This window comes from Streptomyces ferrugineus (assembly GCF_015160855.1).
GTDB classification, from domain to species: Bacteria; Actinomycetota; Actinomycetes; order Streptomycetales; family Streptomycetaceae; genus Streptomyces; species Streptomyces ferrugineus.
Genome location: NZ_CP063373.1, coordinates 8,341,644 through 8,363,441, shown reverse-complemented (window position 1 = coordinate 8,363,441; position 21,798 = coordinate 8,341,644). Strand labels below are relative to the sequence as shown.

General features: G+C 71.4%; 18 protein-coding genes. 8 read left to right on the top strand and 10 right to left on the bottom strand.

Going from position 1 to position 21,798, the window contains the following annotated elements; all coding sequences use genetic code 11:
- The first annotated feature begins 17 nt into the window (after positions 1–17).
- The 3 genes from IM697_RS37145 (at position 18) to IM697_RS37135 (ending at position 1,866) form a co-directional block, all read left to right on the top strand.
- Complete coding sequence (locus IM697_RS37145) at positions 18–980, top strand: zinc-binding dehydrogenase (protein WP_194040775.1); 963 nt, start codon at positions 18–20, stop codon at positions 978–980.
- 104 nt (positions 981–1,084) lie between these two features.
- On the top strand, positions 1,085–1,294 hold the full coding sequence (locus IM697_RS37140; protein WP_194040773.1) for a helix-turn-helix domain-containing protein: 210 nt from the start codon (positions 1,085–1,087) through the stop codon (positions 1,292–1,294).
- Positions 1,294–1,866, top strand: coding sequence for a Clp protease N-terminal domain-containing protein (locus IM697_RS37135; protein ID WP_194040771.1), 573 nt, complete (start codon positions 1,294–1,296; stop codon positions 1,864–1,866). The genes IM697_RS37140 and IM697_RS37135 overlap by 1 nt, the downstream gene beginning before the upstream one ends.
- Before the next feature lie 73 nt (positions 1,867–1,939).
- On the opposite strand, the gene IM697_RS37130 is transcribed toward IM697_RS37135, so the two are convergent.
- Together IM697_RS37130 and IM697_RS37125 are read right to left on the bottom strand one after the other, a co-directional pair.
- A complete protein-coding gene (locus tag IM697_RS37130; protein WP_194040769.1) occupies positions 1,940–3,016 on the bottom strand; it encodes a PadR family transcriptional regulator in 1,077 nt (358 codons plus the stop codon).
- A 1-nt stretch (position 3,017) separates the two neighbouring features.
- Positions 3,018–3,995: a DUF4097 family beta strand repeat-containing protein gene (locus IM697_RS37125; RefSeq protein ID WP_194040767.1), complete on the bottom strand. Its 978-nt coding sequence runs from the start codon at positions 3,993–3,995 to the stop codon at positions 3,018–3,020.
- A 171-nt stretch (positions 3,996–4,166) separates the two neighbouring features.
- Between IM697_RS37125 and IM697_RS37120 the strand changes: the two genes are divergently transcribed.
- Complete coding sequence (locus tag IM697_RS37120; RefSeq protein WP_194040765.1) at positions 4,167–5,009, top strand: hypothetical protein; 843 nt, start codon at positions 4,167–4,169, stop codon at positions 5,007–5,009.
- Between the two features lie 102 nt (positions 5,010–5,111).
- On the opposite strand, the gene IM697_RS37115 is transcribed toward IM697_RS37120, so the two are convergent.
- The gene (locus tag IM697_RS37115; protein ID WP_003997970.1) at positions 5,112–5,294 is read right to left on the bottom strand and encodes a DUF6104 family protein; all 183 of its coding nucleotides are present in this window, start codon (positions 5,292–5,294) and stop codon (positions 5,112–5,114) included.
- A 126-nt stretch (positions 5,295–5,420) separates the two neighbouring features.
- On the opposite strand from IM697_RS37115, the gene IM697_RS37110 reads away from it, so the two are divergent.
- Entirely contained in the window at positions 5,421–6,410 is a 990-nt protein-coding gene (locus tag IM697_RS37110; RefSeq protein ID WP_194040763.1) for a hypothetical protein, read from the top strand.
- Here IM697_RS37110 and IM697_RS37105 read toward each other — a convergent pair.
- From IM697_RS37105 to IM697_RS37080, 6 genes are all read right to left on the bottom strand, one after another.
- Positions 6,407–9,340, bottom strand: a complete 2,934-nt coding sequence (locus IM697_RS37105; RefSeq protein WP_194040761.1) for a tetratricopeptide repeat protein — start codon at positions 9,338–9,340, stop codon at positions 6,407–6,409. The genes IM697_RS37110 and IM697_RS37105 overlap by 4 nt on opposite strands.
- Positions 9,337–9,669, bottom strand: a complete 333-nt coding sequence (locus tag IM697_RS37100) for a CU044_2847 family protein (RefSeq protein WP_228044314.1) — start codon at positions 9,667–9,669, stop codon at positions 9,337–9,339. Before IM697_RS37100 ends, IM697_RS37105 begins: the two co-directional genes overlap by 4 nt.
- A gap of 166 nt (positions 9,670–9,835) precedes the next feature.
- Positions 9,836–13,615, bottom strand: a complete 3,780-nt coding sequence (locus IM697_RS37095; RefSeq protein WP_194040759.1) for a multifunctional oxoglutarate decarboxylase/oxoglutarate dehydrogenase thiamine pyrophosphate-binding subunit/dihydrolipoyllysine-residue succinyltransferase subunit — start codon at positions 13,613–13,615, stop codon at positions 9,836–9,838.
- A gap of 281 nt (positions 13,616–13,896) precedes the next feature.
- Positions 13,897–15,003, bottom strand: coding sequence for a HAMP domain-containing sensor histidine kinase (locus tag IM697_RS37090; protein ID WP_194040757.1), 1,107 nt, complete (start codon positions 15,001–15,003; stop codon positions 13,897–13,899).
- Positions 15,000–15,737, bottom strand: a complete 738-nt coding sequence (locus IM697_RS37085; RefSeq protein WP_003997964.1) for a response regulator transcription factor — start codon at positions 15,735–15,737, stop codon at positions 15,000–15,002. Before IM697_RS37085 ends, IM697_RS37090 begins: the two co-directional genes overlap by 4 nt.
- 132 nt (positions 15,738–15,869) lie before the next feature.
- A complete protein-coding gene (locus tag IM697_RS37080) occupies positions 15,870–16,547 on the bottom strand; it encodes a spermidine synthase family protein (protein ID WP_194040755.1) in 678 nt (225 codons plus the stop codon).
- Between the two features lie 193 nt (positions 16,548–16,740).
- On the opposite strand from IM697_RS37080, the gene IM697_RS37075 reads away from it, so the two are divergent.
- Both IM697_RS37075 and lon read left to right on the top strand, forming a co-directional pair.
- On the top strand, positions 16,741–17,526 hold the full coding sequence (locus tag IM697_RS37075; protein ID WP_194040753.1) for a rhomboid-like protein: 786 nt from the start codon (positions 16,741–16,743) through the stop codon (positions 17,524–17,526).
- Positions 17,527–17,615: 89 nt separating this feature from the next.
- Positions 17,616–20,030: an endopeptidase La gene (gene lon, locus IM697_RS37070; protein WP_194040751.1), complete on the top strand. Its 2,415-nt coding sequence runs from the start codon at positions 17,616–17,618 to the stop codon at positions 20,028–20,030.
- A 70-nt stretch (positions 20,031–20,100) separates the two neighbouring features.
- On the opposite strand, the gene IM697_RS37065 is transcribed toward lon, so the two are convergent.
- Positions 20,101–20,928 carry a lysozyme gene (locus tag IM697_RS37065; protein WP_194040749.1) on the bottom strand — a complete coding sequence of 276 codons (828 nt, stop codon included), beginning with the start codon at positions 20,926–20,928 and terminating at the stop codon, positions 20,101–20,103.
- A 249-nt stretch (positions 20,929–21,177) separates the two neighbouring features.
- Between IM697_RS37065 and IM697_RS37060 the strand changes: the two genes are divergently transcribed.
- Entirely contained in the window at positions 21,178–21,672 is a 495-nt protein-coding gene (locus IM697_RS37060) for a MarR family winged helix-turn-helix transcriptional regulator (protein ID WP_194040747.1), read from the top strand.
- Positions 21,673–21,798 lie beyond the last annotated feature (126 nt).

Below are 21,798 nucleotides of genomic sequence, written 5' to 3'. Positions count from 1 at the left end.
CGCCTATCGTCAAGGTCATGTTCGCCGTCTACGCCGCCCGAATCGACCGCGACCAGCCGCTCTCCGGATTGGAGTTGGGGGAGCGGCCGGCCCCTGAGATCCGTCCCGGCTGGAGTGCCGTCCATGTGAAGGCCGCCTCCCTCAACCATCACGACCTGTGGTCGCTGCGGGGGGTGGGCCTCGCGGAGGACAGGTTGCCGATGATCCTCGGCTGTGACGCCGCCGGTGTCGACGAGGACGGCAACGAGGTCGTGCTGCATTCCGTGATCGGGCAGAGCGGGCACGGGGTGGGGCCGAGGGAGCCCCGGTCCATTCTCACCGAGCGCTATCAGGGCACGTTCGCGGAGCAGGTCGCCGTGCCGACCTGGAATGTCCTGCCCAAGCCCAAGGAACTGTCCTTCGCCGAGGCCGCCTGTCTGCCGACGGCCTGGCTGACGGCCTATCGGATGCTGTTCACCAACGCGGGGGTACGGCCCGGGGACTCCGTGCTGGTGCAGGGGGCCGGGGGCGGGGTGGCCACCGCTGCCATCGTGCTCGGGAAGGCCGCCGGGCTCAGGGTCTTCGCCACCAGTCGGGACGAGGCCAAGCGCAAGCGTGCGCTGGAGTTGGGGGCCGTGGAGGCCGTCGAGTCGGGGGCGCGGCTGCCGCAGCGGGTCGACGCCGTGATCGAGACGGTGGGGGCGGCCACGTGGTCGCATTCCGTCAAGTCGCTCAAGCCGGGCGGCACGCTGGTCATTTCCGGTGCCACCAGCGGGGATCGGCCCTCGCACGCCGAGCTGACGCGGATCTTCTTCCTGGAGTTGAAGGTCGTCGGGTCCACCATGGGGACCAAGGACGAGCTGGAGGATCTGCTCGCCTTCTGCGCTGCCAGTGGGGTGCGGCCGGTGATTGACGAAGTACTGCCCATGGACCGGGCCCGGGAGGGGTTCGAGCGGATGGCGTCGGGTGAGCTGTTCGGCAAGGTCGTGCTCACCAACTGACGGGCGGTTCCTGCTGCGGCGGGTTCGGGGCTCTGCCTCGGGCCCGCCGTTCTGTTTGTCAATTTGGGTTGACGCGAGGCGGGGCGTCAACTTAGGTTGACGTCATGACCGAGGCTACAGATCTCGCCGAGCGGGCGGGCGATCGCGATCCCCGGATCGGGCTGCGGGCCGTCGCGGCACTGCGCCGGCTGCTGGAGCAGTTGGAGGCCGTGCAGGTGCGCAGCGCGCGTCATCAGGGGTGGTCCTGGCAGGAGATCGCCGCGGAACTCGGGGTCAGCAGGCAGGCCGTGCACAAGAAGTACGGGAGGCGTTGATGTTCGAGCGGTTCACGAAGGAAGCCCGGGCCGTGGTCACGGGTGCGGTGGAGCATGCCGAGCGGGGTGGGGCGCAGACCGTCGAGGTCGAGCACCTGCTGCTCGCGCTGCTCGCGCTGCTCGACGGGGAGGGGAGCCGGGCCTCGTTCGCGCTCGCCTCGCTCGGCGGCGGGGAGTGGGTGGAGTCCGTACGGCAGGCCCTTGGTGAGGCTCGGCGGCGGGGTGGGTTGTCGCAGGCCGAGTCCGATGCGCTGGCCGGGTTGGGGATCGATGTCGCGGAGATCGTCGCCCGGGTCGAGGAGGCGCACGGCGTCGGGGCGATGGCCGGGGACCGGAAGGGCAAGGGGCGGTGGTCCGGGCACCGTCCGTTCAGCCGGGGCGCCAAGGACGTGCTGGTACGGGCGCTGCGGATCGCCGTCGCCCGTCGGGACCGGCGCATCGGTGACGAGCACCTTCTGCTCGCCCTGACCAGCCGTCCGGGTGTGGCGGCCGAGGTGCTCGCCGATCACGGGGTGACCCATGAGTCCGTGACGCGGGTGCTCTACGGCGAGGGAGAGGCCAAGGCCGGCTGAGCTGAGAGGGCTCCCGGGCGGTGCGGCTGAGGGATGGTCGTACCACCCGGGGGAGCGGCCTCAGGAGGCGGCCTCAGGGCTTCGGTGTGCGCAGGAGCGCTCCGATGTGTGCCGCCGCCGTGGACAAGTGGCGGCGGGCGTCGCGGAGTTGGTCCGGACTGACGCCGTGGTCCCGTGCCGCGTCGCGGATGTCGTCGCGGAAGCGGTCGAGCAGCCGGTCCAGGTCACGGGCCGGGTCGTCGCCCGGGGGCTCATGGGCCCAGGAGGGTTCGTAGGCGGCGGGGAAGTCCTCGGGGGTCTCCGAGTAGTCGGGGTAGTCGGGATAGTCGGGGTGGCCGGGCTGGTGCTGTGGGGGCTTGGGAGTGTCCTGGCGGCCGAAGCCGAAGTCCCTGCCGAACTCCTTGCCGTAGTCCTTTCCGAAGTCGCCGAACTCCTTGGCCAGTTCCGTCAGGCCCTCCCGTACGCCCGTCGGCCAGTCGCCGCGTGCGAAGTGGTCCTGGACATGTTCCTGGACCCGGCGGGCGATGCGCTGGACCTCCTCCTGGGCCTGGGTGCGGGCGCGGTCCTGGGCCTCCTTGGCCTGGCGCCGGGCGCGCTGGGCCTCCTCGCGGGCGCGGCGGCTCTCGTCCTTGGCGCGGCGGGCCTGCTCCTTCCACTCCTGCTTGGCCCGGCGCATCTCCTCCTTGGCGGCGCGCCACGCCTCCTTGTCGGTGTAGTCGGAGAAGTCGCCGAAGAGAGCGTCCGACTTGGCGCCGGTGCCCTTGCGGGCCTCGGACGCCGCCGCCCGCATCTCGCGCCGCAGGTCACCCGCGGCGCCCCGGACATCGGCCCGGATCTCGGCGGCCAGCTCGGCGACCGACTCCCGGATCTCCAGCTCCAGGTCGGCCAACTCTCCGCTGCGGTCGGCCAGTTCCGCGCGTCCCGCGTCCGTGATGGCGTACACCTTGCGGCCGCCCTCGGTGGTGTGGGTGACCAGGCCCTCGGCCTCCAGCTTGGCCAGTCGGGGGTAGACGGTGCCGGCCGACGGTGCGTACAGCCCCTGGAAGCGCTCCTCGAGGAGGCGGATCACCTCGTAGCCGTGGCGCGGGGCCTCGTCCAGCAGCTTCAGCAGATAGAGACGCAGGCGGCCATGGGCGAAGACGGGAGGCATGTCAGAGCACCTTCTTGTCGGTCGTGCCGTCGGCCGGGGCGTCGGTTACGTCATCGCCCTGGCCGGAGACGGAATTGTCCCCCGAGCCGTGCCGTGCGTCGGCCATCGGGTCGGTCGCCGGGGCCATGGTGGGTTCGGACTTCTGCCGCGCCTCCGCCTCCTCTGGCTCGTCGTCCCTGGGCGGGCGGCGCAGCAGTGCGATCGAGCCGGAGACCGTCGTCGCCCGGAGCTTGCCGGTGCCGTCGCCCAGCCGGCCGGTGACCTTGTGGGCGCCCCACTGGCCGTGCACCCGGAGACCCTCGAAGGCGTTGGAGATCGTGCCGCTCGCGGTGTTGGCCTCCACGTCCGCGTCCGCCGGGGCCGGCAGGCGGATGGCGATCTCGCCGGAGACGCTGGTCAGCCGGACGTCGGTCGGTCCGTCCGGGTCGAGGTCGACGATCATGGAGCCGCTCACGGACTCGGCCTTCACGGACGAGCCCGAGCCCTCGACGACCGTGAGGTCGCCGGAGACGGAGTTGAAGCGGAGGTCGCCGGTGACGGCCTGTGCCTCCAGGTTCCCGGAGACGGTGTCGGCGCGGACCGGTCCGGACAGGCCGACCAGCGTCGTGTCGCCGGTGACGCCCTTGACCACCGAGGGGGCGTGGATCCCGGAGACCACGGCCCCGGCGCCCACCACGCCCACCTCCACGCGCGTGTCGGCCGGCACCGCCAGGGAGACCACCGCGTTGCGCCGCCAGCCCTTGCGGTCGAGCCACTTGAGGAACCCCTTCCACGGCAGGTCCTCGTACGCCACCGTCAGCGTGCCGTCCTGCTGGGTCACCACGAGGGGCGGGCCCTGGAGTTCGGAGACCTCCAGGCGGGCGGAACCTTCGTCGGTCCCCACGACGTTCACAGTTCCATTGACGATGCGCACATGGAGCTCGCCCACCGGCTGATCGAAGGTGAGCTTCCCGGGCTCTGCGACGGACCACTCGGACATGGTGCGGACCTCCTGGGCGACCTGGACACGGCCGCACGGGCCGGATCTGAACACGACACGCCATATCGTGTCTTACGAGAAACACGATATATCGCGGACGGGGAAAGTCAAGGCACTCGTTCTGGTGATCACAAATCACGTGAGGTGGATAAAACGGCCTAGCGTGTTGTCATGTCGACGGAACAGCCCCGGACCGCTCGTCAGGCCCGCCCCGGACCGGGCGCCCTGCTGCTCTGCCGCGCCGAGCCCGAGGCCGTCGCCCCCGCGGCCCGGCTGCTGCGCGAGGACATGCTGCTCGCGCCGGCCGGCGGCCGGTGGAGCGTGCTCGTCCCCGAGGGCAGGCCCTGGCTGACCGGCGACGAACCCGTCGACCGCGTCCTCACCGGCTGGGCCACCGCCCTCGCCGTCGGCGCGCCCTGGCCCGTCCTCGCCCTGTGGTGGGACGCCGACCGCGCCGGGTACACCCTCGCCTCCGGCTTCCGCCGCCCCGTCGGCTACGTCTGGCTCGGCAACGGCACCCCGGTCGGCGAGGACGAGGCCATGCGCACCTTCGCCGCCCGCCTCGGCCTCGACCCGGTCCTGGACATGCAGTCCCTCGACGAGCTGACCCGCCCCGACCCCGGAGCCGACGCCCAGGCACGCATGCGTGGCCTGCTCGCCGTCCTCACGCGCGCGGGCGTGTCCCTGCCCGACGGCCTCGTGCCCGGCGAGAGCGCCGACCGCCTCCAGGACGCCGCCCGCGACCAGCCGCACATCCGCCTCATCGAATGGTCGGGCTGGCGCGACGCCTTCCGCGCGGAACTCGACGCCGTCGAGGGCGGCCGCCTCGGCGCCCTGCTGCCCTGGGCCGGCGGCCCCAGGGCCCTCGCCCTGGCCCAGATCGCGGCCGGCCTCCCCCTCACGGCCTGGGGGCTGCGGCGCCGCAGCGGCGGCTGGATCGTCGCGGGCGTGATGCTGCTGGCCCACGGGGCGCTGGGGCTGGCGGCGCACAGCACGGTGCGGCCGCTGGACTGACGGCGGCGAAGACCGCCGTACAGCACGAAGGGCGCCCCCTACCAGGGCGCCCGGGAACGTCCCGCTCGGCGGGGGAGGGCCGTCCGATCTCCCGCCGGCCGGCTACACGTCGTCGTCCTCGTCGTCCAGCCGCGCCAGCCACGTCGCCAGCCGCTCCACCGGCACCTCGAAGTCCGGGTTCAGGTCGACGAAGGTGCGCAGCTGCTCGGCAAGCCACTCGAAGGTGATCTCCTCCTCGCCGCGCCGCTTCTCCAGTTCTTCGATGCCTCGGTCGGTGAAGTACATGCAGTGAGGATATGTCCTGCCCGCCACACCCGCGTGCCGGGCTCTCGCCGCCCGCGCGAGGCCCGCGTCCGGCCCGTGGAACACTGGGCGGCGAGAGGTTGTCTATCCATACGGAGACGGATCTTCATGGGCACGCACTTCGACCAAGTACCCCTTGTCGGAACGGGGCTTGACCCGGCCGGGGACATCGACGGCTGGCTGGCCTCCGTGCCGGTGCACGCCCTGGTCGAGGCGTTCTCCGTGACCGAGCAGGACCGTGAGCTGGCCCACGACCTGGCCGCCGAGAAGGGCGACGTCACCGAGCGGCTGGCGCGCCTCGACGCGTTCACCGACCGCTGGGACACCCGCCGGGGCCGCGAGCGCAACCAGGCCGACGAGCTGCCGATGCGGCCCGACCAGGAGGAGCTGGTGCTGGCGGCGGCCGCGGCGCTCGGCATGTGCGGCGGCACCCGGCTGCGCTTCGACCGCTACGACCACGTCCTCATGCTCGGCGGCCTCATCCGCGCCTGCCTGGTGCGCACCGCGTACGCCGCCCATCTGGTCGAGAGCGGCCGGGTGAGCGCGGGCTCGGTCACCGCCCTCGGCGGCCACCGGCCCTTCGTGGGCGACGAGTTCGAACTCGCGGCCCAGGCGGGCGCACCCGAACTCACCGAGGAGTACGAGGCGATGGACTTCGGGACCCGCAAGGCCTTCGGGCTGGGCGCGCCGGAGTCCGTGGAGGGCGAGGAGTCCGACCTCCCGGGCGGCACCTGGGGAGTGCGCCACTACCGCACGGCCGACGGGATGCCCGTCCAGGTCGTGGCCGCGCCGTCCAGCGAGCCGGAGCGGCGCCGCGCGGACACGCCGGACAGCTATGAGTTCTTCGCCAAGCACGTCGCCGCGCTGACGCCGGGCGAGCGGCTGCTGCTGGTGACCACGGCCATCTATGTGCCGGCCCAGCACGCGGCCGCCGTACGGATGCTGAAGCTGCCGTTCGGGGTGGAGGTGGACACCGTCGGCAATGAGCCGGGGGTGCTGGCCGGGATGGCCGCTCAGCAGTTCAGCGCGACCAAGTACCTCCTCGAAGTGCGCTCCACCGTACGGTCGTTGGCCCGGCTGGCGGAGGCGCTGCGCTAGCCGGCAGCCGGCAGGGCGGCCAGACAGGCCGCCTCGGCCGCCTTCGCCTGCCGTACGCCGTTCCCGGTCTCCAGCTCGGTGTAGAGGGTGAGCGACTCTCGGGCCTGGACGAGGGCCTCCTCGGCCCGGCCCTGGCCCAGCAGGGCCGCCGAGAGCAGTAGGTGCGCCCGGGCCTGGCCGAACCTGGCCTGCGCGGGCTGGTAGTAGGCCAGGGCCTCCCGGAGCCGCCGCTCCGCCGTGCCGTGGTCGCCCTGTCTGCTGCGCAGGTCGGCGGCGACCAGCAGCGCGTCGGGGTAGGCGAAGCTGCGGGTGCGGCGCAGGAGTTCCAGGGCCCGCTCGTTGGCGGAGACCGCCTCGTCGATCCGGCCCGCGATGCCCAGCGCGGAGGCCCGGTTGTTGATCGTGTGCGCGAGGCCGCGGATGTCGCCGGCCGCCTCGTAGAGTTCCTCGGCCCGCTCCAGGATCGGGATGGCCTCCAGGTGCCGGTCGTCGCTCAGCCGGAGGACGACCCCCATCAGATTGAGGCAGCGCGCGTGGCCCAGTGAGTAGTCGATGCGGTCGAAGAGGTCCAGCGCCGCCGAGAGTCTCACCAGCGCCTGGCTGTGGTCGCCGCGCAGCCGGCAGAGCATGCCGAGCGTGTACAGGGCCTCCGCCGCCCCGAACAGGTCCGCCATCTCGATGAACTCGGACCGCGCCCGCTCGCAGTCGTCCACGGCGCCGTCCCGGTCGCCGAGGTTGTGCCGGACGTAACCGCTGCGGCTGAGCATGTCCGCCGCCGCGACCCGCTCCCCCGCCCCCTCGTAGAACTCCCGCGCCGCACTCAGCGCCCGGAGCGCGTCGTCCTGCCGCCCCGCCACCCGGTACGCCTCGCCCAGCAGCGCGTTCAGATCCGCCTCGGCCCGCCGGTCCCGCCCCCGCGCCGCCGTCAGCCCCGCCTGGTACGCCTTGATCGCCACATCCGTCTCCGAGGCCAGCGCCAGGAAGTGGCCCATGGCCCGCGGAATGCGCCACACGTACGACGTCAGCCCGAACTCCTCCGCGAGCGCGGCGCACCGCAGCAGGTTCTCCCGCTCCGCCCGGAACCAGGCCAGCGCCGCCTTCCGGTCGCAGACGTCGGGGAGCCGGGCGTGTTCCGGATCGGGGCTGTCGGCCACGGGCCGCGCCGGGACCAGCGTGCGCTGCGCCGCCAGTGCCGCCGCCAGATAGAAGTCCAGCAGGCGTTCGGCGACCTCCCGGTGCCGTTCCCACCCCGGCTCGTCGGCGGCCAGCCGCTCCCGTGCGAACTCCCGCAGCAGGTCGTGCAGGCGCAGCCGCCCGCCCTCGTCGTCCACCAGGCTCTCCGTGATCAGCGCGTCGATGGCGTCGTCGGCCGCACCGGCGTCGTCCACCAGCGCCGCCGCGGCCTCCAGGCTCACGCTGCCCGGCGGATGCAGGCCCAGCCGGCGGAACAACTCCCGCTCGTGAGCGCCCAGATGGCCGTACGAGGTGCTGAACACGGCGTTGATGGACAGATCCCCGACCCGCAGCCCCTTCAGCCGGTCCGTCTCCCTCGCCATCTCGTCCCGGATCCGGGCGAGCGGGTACCGGCGCTGGCGGCCCTTCGCCAGCGCCGCCTTGACCCGGATGGCCAGCGGAAGGTAGCCGCACAGCCGGACGATGTCGCGCACCGCCCCGGGGTCGGTGCCGGCCCGCGCCTCGCCCACGACGGCCGTGAACAGCCGTACCGAGGTCTCCTCGTCGAACTCCTCCAGCGCCATCGGCACCGCTCCTTCCACCCCCAGCTCGTCCAGTCTGCGACGGCTCGTGACGAGGATCAGCGAACCGGGGTGCTCGGGGAGCAGCGCGGCGATCTGCTCGTGGGAAGCGGCGTTGTCCAGGACGACGATCAGACGGCGGCGGCGCAGCACGTCGCGCCACATGCGGCCCAGGCGGGTGACGTCGCCGATGTTCTGGGGCTTGCCCAAGGTGGCCTGGAGCAGGGCCAGCAGGGCGTGCTCGGTGGTCAGCGGGCGGTGCTCGGCGCCCGCCTTGTGCGCCTCCAGGTCGAGTAGGAGCTGACCGTCGGGATAGTCCGGCGCGAGCTTGTGGGCCAGGTGGACGGCCAGCTTGGTCTTGCCGAGGCCGCCCATGCCCGCGATCGAGTGGATCGCGGGGCCCACCGTGTTCTCCCTGATCCGCTCGGTCAGTTCGGCGATCTCGCGGGCCCGGCCGGTGAAGTCGCGGATGTCGGCGGGCAGTTCGTAGGAGGTGCCGAGGCCGTCCAGCTCCAGCTCCGGCTCCGCGGCCCGCTGCCCGGGAATCGCGGCGGCCGCCAGCGCCTCGCGCACGGGCGGCAGCCGCTCGGCGATGAGCTCGACCGGCAGCAGCCAGGACATCCGCTCGGCCCGTAACGCGAGGACGACGATGCCGAAGACCTGCCCGCCGTCCGCGTCGCACACCCCGCCGCCGCTGAAGCCCTGCTGGATCTCGACGCCGTTGCCGTGGCGGTCGTTGAGCTGGATCCAGCCCGTGCCCATCGTCTCCCCGGTGACGGTGGCCGAGGCGTGCACCCCGGCCGACAGGTCCCGGTGCCGGGGGTAGCCGTAGGCCCAGACCGTCTCGCCGCGCCGCCAGTTCGCGCTGAGCGGCGCCGGCGCCGCCCCGGCCGGGGCGGGTGCCGTCAGGCGCAGTACGGCCGCGTCGCCCTCCTGGCGAGCGCCCACGGGCCACCAGCCGCCCTCGGTGACGGCAGCGGCGACCGGGCCGGGGGACGCCGTACCGGGGAACTCGACGAGCACATGTCCGACCGGGGCGTCCGCGGGGCCGACGCGCAGGGCGTCGGTCACGACATGGGCGCAGGTGAGGACCAGGTCCCGGCCGAGATAGACACCCGCACCGCAGATCGTGCCGTCGGGGTCGCCGACGCGGACCGACCAGCGCGTGAAGTTCACGCGTCGGTGTCCTTCTGCTCCCAGCCGAGCCTGACGACGATATGGCCCTCGACCCCGGCCTTGGTCAGCACCGCACCGGCGCTGGCGTTGAGCTTCACGCCGAACTCCAGCTCCACCGTGGTGGGCCGGGCCGCCTGGAAGGTGCGCAGGGTCGTCTCGGCGGCGCGTCGGATGGGGGCCAGGGCCTCTTCCAGGGAGACGGACGCCTCGCGCATACGGTCGCCGACGCGGGAGGCGCGGACCATGCCGGGCTCGTCGTCCTCGACCTCGACGACCAGCTGTCCCTCGCCGTCCTCGTCGCCCATGGCGATCCGCAGCAACTCGGCCATTCGCGCCCCCGTGTGTCACAACCCGGCCGCCGGCCGGGCGGGTTCCGTGTGTCCCCTCTCAATTTACTGGTGTGGCGGGCGAGTTGAAGGCACATGCCGGAAGGCCCGGCTCCCCAGTCACAGGGACTGGGGAGCCGGGCCTTCCGGTCGGAACCGGGCCGAGGGCTCAGGCCTCGAACACCTCACGCACCAGCTGCTCCTGCTCGGCCTGGTGCCGCTTGGCGGAACCGACGGCCGGGGACGAGGAGTGCGGACGGGAGATGCGGCGCAGGCGCTCGCCGTGCGGCACGTCGGCGCCGACCGCCAGGTCCAGGTGGTCGATCAGGTTGAGCGCGATGAACGGCCAGAAGCCCTGGTTCGCCGGCTCCTCCTGGGCCCACAGGTACTTCTCGGCGTTCGGGTACTTCTTGATCTCCGCCTGGAGTTCGGCACCCGGCAGCGGGTACAGGCGCTCGATGCGGATGATCGCCGTGTCCGTGACGCCGCGCTTCTTCCGCTCGGCCTCCAGGTCGTAGTAGACCTTGCCGGCGGTGAAGACGACCTTCTTGACGGCGGCCGGGTCGACCGCGGCGTCCCCGATGACCGGCTGGAACTGGCCCGTCGTGAACTCCTCCGCCTTCGACGCCGCGGCCTTCAGACGCAGCATCGACTTCGGCGTGAAGACGACCAGCGGCTTGTGGTGCGGGTTGTGCACCTGCCACCGCAGGAGGTGGAAGTAGTTCGACGGCGACGTCGGCATGGCGACCGTCATGTTGTTCTGCGCGCACAGCTGCAGGAACCGCTCCGGGCGGGCCGAGGAGTGGTCCGGGCCCTGGCCCTCGTAGCCGTGCGGCAGCAGCAGCACGACGCCGGAGGTCTGGGCCCACTTCTGCTCGGCCGACGAGATGAACTCGTCCACGACCGTCTGGGCGCCGTTGACGAAGTCGCCGAACTGGGCCTCCCACATCACGAGCGCGTTCGGGCGGGCCAGCGAGTAGCCGTACTCGAAGCCCATCGCGGCGTACTCGGACAGCAGGGAGTTGTAGACGTTCAGCCGCGCCTGGTCCTCGGAGAGGTACATCAGCGGGGTGAACTCGTCGCCCGTGCGGTTGTCGATGATGACCGCGTGGCGCTGGCCGAACGTACCGCGCTGCGAGTCCTGGCCGGCCAGCCGGACCGGGACACCCTCGAGGAGCAGGGAGCCGACCGCGAGGGTCTCGCCCATGCCCCAGTCGATGGTGCCGTCCTCGACCATCGACGCCCGGCGCTGCAGCTGCGGCAGCAGACGCGGGTGGACGGTGATGTGGTCGGGGATGTTGACCTGGGACTCCGCGATCCGCTTGACGGTCTCCGTGGTGACCGCCGTGCCGACGGCGACCGGGAACTCGGCCTGCGGGTCGGCGGGCTCGGCGGTGGCCGACTGCGCGGTGGCCTCGCGGACCTCCGTGAAGACCTTCTCCAGCTGGCCCTGGTAGTCCTGCAGCGCCTGCTCGGCCTCTTCCAGGGTGATGTCGCCGCGACCGATGAGGGACTCGGTGTAGAGCTTGCGCACCGAGCGCTTCTTGTCGATCAGGTCGTACATCAGCGGCTGGGTGAAGGCCGGGTTGTCCGACTCGTTGTGACCGCGGCGGCGGTAGCAGATGAGGTCGATCACGACGTCCTTGTTGAACGCCTGGCGGAACTCGAAGGCCAGACGGGCGACGCGGACGACCGCCTCGGGGTCGTCGCCGTTCACGTGGAAGATCGGCGCCTCGATCATGCGGGCCACGTCGGTGGCGTACATCGAGGAGCGCGACGACTCGGGAGCCGCCGTGAAGCCGACCTGGTTGTTGATCACGATGTGGACGGTGCCGCCGGTGCGGTAGCCGCGCAGCTGCGACATGTTCAGGGTCTCGGCCACCACGCCCTGGCCCGCGAAGGCCGCGTCGCCGTGGATCGCCACGGGCAGGACCGTGAAGTCGGTGCCGCCCTTGCCGATGACGTCCTGCTTGGCGCGCGCGACGCCCTCCAGGACCGGGTCGACCGCCTCCAGGTGGGAGGGGTTCGCGACCAGGGAGACCTTGATCTGCTCGCCGTCCAGGCCGGTGAAGGTGCCCTCGGCGCCCAGGTGGTACTTCACGTCGCCGGAGCCGTGCATCGACTTCGGGTCGAGGTTGCCCTCGAACTCGCGGAAGATCTGGGCGTACGACTTGCCGACGATGTTGGCGAGCACGTTCAGGCGGCCGCGGTGGGCCATGCCGATGACGACCTCGTCCAGGCGGGACTCGGCGGCCGAGTCCAGCACCGCGTCGAGCAGCGGGATGACGGACTCGCCGCCCTCCAGGGAGAAGCGCTTCTGGCCGACGTACTTGGTCTGCAGGAAGGTCTCGAAGGCCTCCGCCGCGTTCAGCCGGCGCAGGATGCGCAGCTGCTCCTCGCGCTCGGGCTTGGTGTGGCCGCGCTCCACGCGGTCCTGGATCCACTTGCGCTGCTTCGGGTCCTGGATGTGCATGAACTCGATGCCGGTGGTGCGGCAGTACGAGTCGCGCAGGACGCCGAGGATGTCGCGCAGCTTCATCAGGGACTTGCCGGAGAAGCCGCCGACGGCGAACTCGCGCTCCAGGTCCCACAGGGTGAGGCCGTGCTCGGTGATGTCCAGGTCGGGGTGCTTGCGCTGGCGGTACTCCAGCGGGTCGGTGTCGGCCATGACATGGCCGCGGACCCGGTAGGAGTGGATCAGCTCGAAGACCCGGGCGGCCTTGGTGACGTCGTCGTCGTGGCTGGCGTCGATGTCCTTGAGCCAGCGGACCGGCTCGTAGGGGATGCGCAGCGCCTTGAAGATCTCGTCGTAGAACTCGCCCTCGCCGAGCAGCAGGTTGGCGACCTGGCGCAGGAACTCGCCGGACGCGGCGCCCTGGATCACTCGGTGGTCGTACGTCGACGTGAGCGTCATGACCTTGGAGATGCCGAGCTTGTTCAGGGTGTCCTGGCTCGTGCCCTGGAACTCCGCCGGGTAGTCCATGGAGCCGACGCCCATGATGACCGACTGGCCGGGCATGAGGCGCGGGACCGAGTGGACGGTGCCGAGGCCGCCGGGGTTGGTCAGGGAGACCGTGACGCCGGTGAAGTCGTCCATCGTCAGCTTGCCGTCGCGGGCGCGGCGGACGATGTCCTCGTAGGCCTGCCAGAACTCGAAGAAGTTCAGCGTCTCGGCCTTCTTGATGGCGGCCACGACGAGCTGGCGGTCGCCGTTGGGCTTCACCAGGTCGATGGCCAGGCCGAGGTTGACGTGCGCCGGCTTGATCAGCGTCGGCTTGCCGTCCTTCTCGCCGAAGGCGTAGTTCATCGACGGCATGGCCTTGATGGCCTGCACCATCGCGTAGCCGATCAGGTGCGTGAAGGAGATCTTCCCGCCCCGGGCGCGCTTGAGGTGGTTGTTGATGACGATGCGGTTGTCGAACAGCAGCTTCACCGGGACCGCGCGCACGGACGTGGCCGTGGGCAGCTCCAGCGAGGCGTTCATGTTCTTCGCGACCGCGGCGGCCGGGCCGCGCAGCGTCACCAGCTCCGGACCGTCCGCCGCGGCGGCGGGCTCGGCCTTCTTCGGCTGGGCGGGCTTCGCGGCGGCGGGCTTCGCCGGAGCGGCGGCCGGCGCGGCGGGCGCGGCGGCGGCCGGCTTCGGGGCCGCGGGGGCCGGCGCCGACGGGGCGGCCGGAGCCGGGGCCGCCGCGGGCTTGGGGGCCGTGGTGGTCTCTGCGGCCCCCGCGGCCGCAGTGCCCGCCGGAGCCGAGGCGGCGGCCGCTCCCGGCTTGTAGTCGGCGAAGAAGTCCCACCAGGCGCGGTCTACCGAATTCGGGTCCTGGAGGTACTGCTGATAGATCTCGTCGACGAGCCACTCGTTCGGACCGAACGCGGCAGCGGGGTTCTTGCCCGCTTGGTCGGTGTCGGTCGAGATGCTCGATGCGTTACTGGGGGACTGTGGCGACACGGCGGCAACCGCCCTCTTCCGCTTCACAAGGTGATGGACAGCGGGAATAAAGGCTACGCCTCCATGGCCGGGAAGGTCAGGCCGAGCAAGGTCATCGTCGCGTAAGTCACATCAGAAAGCGTGTTTCGTGCCGGGAAATGGCGGGAAACAAGCGAGGTTCCGCTTCAGATGGGATGGGGTGAGCCCGACCGGGCGCACCGAAAGCGCAGGTCTGGACCTGATCACACGTGTCCGTCAGCCAGGACCGACGTGGATCTTGTGGCTCCGCTTCGAACTTTACGTCAACTTTGAACGGAAGACTGCCCTGGGAGGGTGACAAGAATCCGGCAACCCCGATCGGATTCGGCCACCCCGATCCGACCGCCGTGCAGATCCACGGCCCAGCGCGCGATGGCCAGCCCCAGCCCCGTACCGCCGTCGCTGCCCGGCCCGTGCGGGCGGCGGACGGCGCCCCGGTTGAAGCGTTCGAAGACCTTGTGCCACTCCGACCTCGGGATACCCGGGCCCTCGTCCAGGACCTCCAGCTCCAGCGACTGAGGGTAGGGCCCGCGCCGCGCCTTGACCGTCACGCGGCCGTGCGGGGGGCTGTGCTTGATCGCGTTGTCGATGAGGTTGGCGACGACCTGGTGGATGCGCTCGGGGTCGGCGTGCGCGGTCAGCTCCGGCGGGGAGACGTCGAGGTGCAGATGGACGTCGGTGCGGGTGTGGCTGCCGGATCCCGACGCCATGCCCGCGCGCGCCCCGGCGACCATGTTGGCCTCCTTGAGCACGCCGGACAGGTACGGCCAGACCTCGAAGCGCCGCATGCGCAGCGGTACGACGCCGTTGTCCAGCCGGGACAGGTCGAGGAGGGTCTCCACGAGCCGGCCGAGGCGCTCGGTCTGCTTCAGGGCCGTGCGCATCGTCTCGGGGTCGGCCTCGGCGATGCCGTCGACGACGTTCTCCAGGACGGCCCGCAGGCCCGCGATCGGGGTGCGCAGCTCGTGGGAGACATTTGCCACAAGTTCCTTGCGCTGCTGGTCCTGGGCCTCCAGCTCGTCGGCCATCAGATTGATCGTCTCGGCCAGGTCGCCCAGCTCGTCGCGGCGGTTCTCACGCACCCGGCGCGTGTAGTCGCCCTGCGAGATGGACCGGGCCACCGCGTTCATCTCGTCCAGCGGCGCGGTGAGCGAGTGCGCCACGAACTGCGTGATGAGCAGGGTGGCGATCATCGAGAAGACCGTGATGAAGCGCAGCTCCGTCTGGGTGCGCACCGCGATCATCGACAGGCCGGTGGTGATCAGCACCGCGATGACGACCAGCGCGCCCAGCTTGGTCTTGATCGAGAACGGACTCACTCCGCCCCAGGGCTCCCCGGGGCCGCCCCGCGGGGCCGGCCCGTCGCTCATGGCGTCGGTGTCTCCAGGGCGTAGCCCACGCCGTGCACGGTACGGATCCGCTCGGCGCCGATCTTCCGGCGCAGCGCCTTGATGTGGCTGTCGACCGTGCGGGTGCCGGAGGCGTCCGCCCAGTCCCACACCTCGGCGAGCAGCTGCTCGCGCGAGAGGACCGCGCGCGGGGTGTTCGCCAGGCACACCAGGAGGTCGAACTCGGTCGGCGTGAGGTGGACGTCCTCACTGCGGACCCGCACCCGGCGCTGCGCGTGGTCGATCTCCAGCTCGCCGAGCCGCAGGATGCCCGAGCGCGGGGTCGTGGCGGCCAGCGCGGCGCGCTCGACGCGGCGCAGCAGCACATGCACGCGTGCCGCCAGCTCCCGCATCGAGAACGGCTTGGTCATGTAGTCGTCGGCGCCGACGCCGAGCCCGACCAGCATGTCGGTCTCGTCGTCGCGCGCGGTCAGCATCAGCACCGGCACCGGCCGCTGGGCCTGCACCCGACGGCACACTTCCAGGCCGTCGAAGCCCGGCAGCATGATGTCGAGGATCAGCAGGTCCGGCTGCCAGGCCTCGGCCGTGTCGACGGCCGCCGGACCGTCGCCCGCCGTCTGCACGAGGAAACCCTCGGCGCGCAGGCGGGCCGCGATGGCGTCCACGATGGTCGGATCGTCCTCGACCACCAGGACCCGGCGCTGTGCGCCCGGGGTCGCCGCCGTGCCGTTGTGGGAGGTGTGTGTCTGCTCCATCGCCCGCCCCAAAGTTGCTTTCCGGAATCCGTGGGGTGATTCCTCTGACTGGCTATGCCTGCGCATGCTTGCGATTGACGCTTGAATGATCCGCGTCAGGGAAGCAGAGTACGGGGAGTCACCGCGCCAGGGCTATCCAGGTCGGACGGCGAGGTGTACGACGTCCGGAACGCCCCGGGCAACGGGGATCTCTTCGGTACGCACCTGCTGGAATCCGGCATTACACAAGGTTTCTTCGAATTCCGGAGAGGGCTGGGCCGACCATACCGCCAGCACCCCGCCGGGCCTCAACACCCGTGCGCACGCTGCCAGTCCGCTCGGTGAGTAGAGGCTGTCGTTGCCCTCGGTGACGGTCCATCCGGGGCCGTTGTCAATGTCGAGACACAAGGCGTCATACGTGGCGGAAGTCTCATGTACGTACGCCACCAGATCAGTTTCCAGAATCTCGGTGCGCGGGTCGGCGAGGGCGCGGGCGGAGAACTCCGCCAAGGGGCCGTCGAGATGCCAGCCGATAATCGCGCTCTCGCGCTCGACCACGGTGATCCGTCCCGGGCGCGGATCGCCGGCGGCGTGTGCGAGCGAGAACCCCACGCCCAGCCCGCCGATCAGCAGCCGAGGCCCGGAACGCCCGTCCAGCGCGCCGAGCGCGGCGTCGACCAGCAGCCGCTCCGAGCGCCCGTCGGAGGTGTCCATCAGGAAACAGCCGTTCGCGATGATCTGGAGCAGTTCACCGTGCCGCCGCAACACGATCTCGCCGTGCGGGCCCTCGCGACGGTCCAGGACTTCGGGGATGTCGTACGAAGTGGGCATCGGGTCATCCTCGCAGCTCCGGTTGGCCCGGCCGGGGGAATTACCCGGGGCGCTCCGGGTTGACGGGGTGCGAACCCCGTAAGACGCGAGTGGTTCTTGAGAGGTTGCTGAGAATCGGCCCAGGTGTGGCGCTGATCACAGACATGGGTGGGTGGCGGTCCAAGGGTGGGGTGATCGGAAGGAGCGCCTCACCTTGAAACGGACTGTGACGGCGGAGGCGCCCAAGCTGCTGGACGGGATGCCGCGGCAGCGCGGGCCGCTGCCGGGTGCCGTCGGTGCGGCGCCGGGCGTCGTCGAGGTCGCCGAGGTCGCCGAGGGTGAGGCCCCGGCGGCGCGAGTCCGGTCCCTCCGGCCCTGGCGCCTGCTTCCCACCCCGACCGGCACCCCGTTCACCTTCGCCTTCGGCGCCGTACTGGCCGTCACCTCCCTGTTCGCCGCCTACGCCGACCCGGTCCTCGTCCACGCCCTGCACCAGGGCTCCAGCACCGATGTGGCCCACCTCGTGCGCACGCCGATGCTGGTGCTGCTCGCCAGTGCGCTGTGGACGGCGGGCGGGATCACGGCGCCGTACACCCTCTGCTTCCTGCTCGTGCTCACCGCGCTGGAGCGGCGCGTCGGCGGTGCGCGCACGGCCGTCGTCTTCCTGGCCGGGCATGTCCTGGCCACCCTCGCGACCGAGGTTCCGGTGGGGCTCGCGGTGCTGGCCGGCCACCTTCCCGGCAGTTCGCTGCACCGACTCGACTACGGCGTCAGCTTCGGCGTCGCGGCGAGCGTCGGCGCGCTGGCCGGGCTGCTGCGGCCGTGGCTGCGGTGGTCGGTGCCGGCGCTGTTCGGGGGGCTGCTGATCCAGGACCTGCTGAACCTCACGGACCCGCTGACCAACTGGGGGCATCTGTTCGCCCTGATCGTCGGGGTGGGTCTGTGGCCGATGGTGCGGCGCTGGCACAAAAGCCGAGGTCACCGGCTGTCGAGGAGCTGATCGCTGACAGCGAACGGATGGCGGGGAACATCAGGGCTCCCTCAAGCATTGAGTCGGCATAACTCAACTTGACTGCCTAAGGGGAGATCATGGCTTCAACGTCCACATCGCTCACCCTGCCCGTGCTGCCGCTCGACGACGACGTCGTGCTGCCCGGGATGGTGGTCCCGCTGGACTTGAACGACGCCGATGTACGCGCCGCGGTGGAGGCCGCCCAGGCCGCCGCCCGGGCCACACCCGGAAAGCCCAGGGTGCTGTTGGTGCCGCGCATCGACGGGACGTACCCGGGCACCGGTGTGCTCGGCACCGTCGAGCAGGTCGGCCGGCTGGCCGACGGCGACCCCGGGGCCCTGATCCGCGGGCGCGGTCGGGTGCGGATCGGCGCCGGGACGACCGGGCCGGGTGCCGCACTGTGGGTCGAGGGGACCCGGATCGACGAGAGCGTGCCCGAGCCGCTGCCCGGACAGGTCGGCGAGCTGGTGAAGGAGTACAAGGCCCTCGCCACCGCCTGGCTGCGCAAGCGCGGCGCCTGGCAGGTCGTCGATCGCGTGCAGGCCATCGACGATGTGTCCCAGCTCGCCGACAACTCCGGGTACTCGCCCTTCCTGACCACCGATCAGAAGGTCGAGCTGCTGGAGACCGCCGACCCGGTGGCCCGGCTGAAGCTCGCCACCCAGCAGCTGCGTGACCACCTCGCCGAGCAGGACGTCGCCGAGACCATCGCCAAGGACGTCCAGGAAGGCGTCGACAAGCAGCAGCGCGAGTTCCTGCTGCGCCGTCAGCTCGAAGCCGTACGCAAGGAGCTGCGCGAGCTGAACGGCGAGCAGGACGGCGAGGAGTCGGACGACTACCGCGCCCGGGTCGAGGCCGCCGACCTGCCCGAGAAGGTCCGCGAGGCCGCGCTCAAGGAGGTCGACAAGCTGGAGCGGTCCAGCGACCAGTCGCCCGAGGGATCGTGGATCCGCACCTGGCTGGACACGGTGCTCGAACTGCCCTGGAGCGAGCGGACCGAGGACGCCTACGACATCCAGGGCGCGAAGGGCGTGCTGGACGCCGAGCACGCCGGTCTGGAGGACGTGAAGGAGCGGATCACCGAGTACCTGGCGGTGCGCAAGCGCCGTACCGACCGCGGCCTCGGTGTCGTAGGCGGGCGGCGCGGCGGTGCCGTGCTCGCGCTCGTCGGCCCGCCCGGCGTCGGCAAGACCTCGCTCGGGGAGTCCGTCGCGCACGCGATGGGGCGCAAGTTCGTCCGGGTCGCCCTCGGCGGCGTCCGCGACGAGGCCGAGATCCGCGGTCACCGGCGTACGTACGTCGGCGCGCTGCCCGGCCGGATCGTGCGTGCCATCAAGGAGGCCGGCTCGATGAACCCGGTCGTCCTGCTGGACGAGATCGACAAGGTGGGCTCCGACTTCCGGGGCGACCCGGCGGCCGCTCTGCTGGAGGTGCTCGACCCGGCCCAGAACCACACCTTCCGGGACCACTACCTGGAGGTGGAACTGGACCTGTCGGACGTGGTCTTCCTGGCCACGGCCAACGTTCTGGAGGCCATCCCCGAGGCCCTGCTCGACCGGATGGAACTGGTCCGGCTCGACGGCTACACCGAGGACGAGAAGATCGTCATCGCCCGTGACCACCTGCTCCCGCGCCAGCTGGAGCGGGCGGGACTGAAGACGGACGAGGTCGCCATCGACGACGGCGCGCTGCGCAGGCTCGCCGGCGAGTACACGCGCGAGGCGGGCGTGCGCAACCTCGAGCGGTCCATCGCGCGGCTGCTGCGCAAGGTGGCGGCCCAGCACGAACTGGGCGACCGGGAACTGCCGTTCACGATCGGCGAGGGCGACCTGCGGGGCCTGATCGGCCGGCCGCACCACGTGCCCGAGTCCGCCCAGGACCCGGCGGAGCGCCGTACGGCGGTGCCCGGCGTGGCGACGGGGCTCGCGGTCACGGGAGCGGGCGGTGACGTGCTGTTCGTGGAGGCGTCGCTGGCCGACCCGGAGACCGGCGCGGCAGGGCTGACGCTGACCGGGCAGCTGGGTGACGTGATGAAGGAGAGCGCGCAGATCGCCCTGTCCTTCCTGCGCTCGCACGGCGCCGAACTGGAGCTGCCGGTCGCCGACCTGAAGGACCGGGGCGTGCACATCCACTTCCCGGCGGGCGCGGTGCCGAAGGACGGCCCGAGCGCCGGCGTCACGATGACGACGGCACTGGCGTCGCTGCTGAGCGGGCGGCTGGTGCGCACGGACGTGGCGATGACCGGCGAGGTGTCGCTGACCGGCCGGGTCCTGCCGATCGGCGGCGTGAAGCAGAAGCTGCTCGCCGCGCACCGCGCCGGGGTGACCACGGTGGTCATCCCGAAGCGCAACGAGCCCGACCTGGACGACGTCCCGGCCGAGGTGCTGGACAAGCTCGACGTCCACGCCGTGACCGACGTCCGCCAGGTCCTGGAACTGGCGCTGACGCCGGCCACCGACGGCGCGGCGCCCGAGGTTCCGGTCGCGGCGTGACGGACGCGTCCGGAGAGGCAGGGCCCGGGTCCCGTGAGGGAGGCCCGGGCCCTCGCCGTGCTGGCTGTCGCTAGCCGTTGGCGAGCGCCACGACCCTGTCGAGGGCGCCGTTGAACTTGTTGTGGTCGCCGACGGTCGGTCCGGAGGACGTGTACTGCCACATCGTGTAGTAGCTCCAGCCGGCCGGCAGTTCCCCCACCTGTGCCGCGTACCTGGCGACCCACAGCGGGTTGGTGGTGGCGAAGCCGCTGTGGTTGCCGGTGCACTGCTTCCACCAGTTCGTGGCCGTGTAGATGACCGGGGCGCGGCCGGTGCGGGCCTTGTACCGGTTCAGGAAGTCGCGGATCCAGGTGACCATCGCGCTCGGCGACTTGCCGTAGCAGGCGTCCCCGTACGGGTTCCACTCGATGTCGAGGGCGCCGGGCAGCGTCTTGCCGTCGCGGGACCAGCCGCCGCCGTGGTCGACGAAATAGTCCGCCTGGGTTGCTCCATCGGTGGTGTCCGGCGTCGCGAAGTGGTACGCGCCGCGGATCATGCCGACGTCGTAGGAGCCGTTGTACTGCTGGGTGAAGGACGGGTTGGTGTAGTACGTCCCCTCGGTGGCCTTCACATAGGCCCACTTCACCCCGCTGTCCCACAGGGTCTGCCAGGCGACGTCGCCCTGGTGGCTGGAGACGTCGACGCCTTCCGTCTGAGCTGCCAGGTCGGAGACGGGGAGGCCGTCCTCGCCGTCGTGGGCCATGACGCCCATGCCCATGTAGGCCGAGCCGCGCGGCGGGGTGTCGTCGGCGGACGCGGGGGCGGGCTGGGTGGCGAGTATCAGGACGACGAGGAGCGGGAGGGCGGTGAGCAGGGGTCGGCGGCGGGGGCGGAGGTGTTCGGGTCTGTGCACGGGCATAGCGTGCCTCCGAAGGCGCGGTGACGCTCGGTGGGGGAATGTGCGTGTCCTGTGACGAGAGGGTGTCCAGGCTGGGGCGTGGGCATGCCAGGCGCGGTTTCTGATAGAGAAGCCGGGCAGCCGGAAGGGCAGGTGAAAGGGGGTCCGGGGGCTGCCGTTGGTCTACGCCTGCGAAATACTGGCGAAGCTGCGGCAATGACGGTGGTCGGCGGAAACTTTCACGGACCGGGAAATCGAGGCAGAGCTGACGTGCACGAAGACGGAAACGGCGACGGACGGCGGGGCGGGTCCGGGATGTCCGGTGGTGGTCTGGACCAGCCCGAGTTCCTCGATCTCGAACGCGAGTTGACCGTGCTGTTGCGCCGCGCCCGGGCCAAGCAGGGCGAGATGGCCCGCGAGGTCCATCCGGACCTGGAGTCCGCGGCGTACGGCCTGCTGGTCCGTCTGGACGACGCCGGGCGCCTGCGGGCCACCGAACTCGCCGCCTACATCGGCGTCGGCAAGGCCACCATGTCCCGCCAGCTGCGTGCCCTGGAGGACCTCGGCCTGGTCGCCCGCGAGCCGGACCCCGCCGACGGCCGGGCGTGGCTGGTCCACCTCACGCAGGAGGGCCGCCGGCGGGTCGCCAAGGTCCGGGAGGCCCGACGGGCCCGCTACGTCGAGCAGATGTCGAACTGGGACCGGCGCGAGGTGGCAGAGCTGGCCCGACTGCTGAACCAGCTCAACCGAGAGATGGAGAAGTAGCCGCCCCCGCGAGAGGCTCAGGGCCCGTGTCGGAGACGGCGGCTGCCGGGCGAAAGTCCGAGTGCGTCCGGTACGACCGTCCGGCACCGCCGAGAGCCACGCCTGAACCCGGGCGGCGGCGATGGA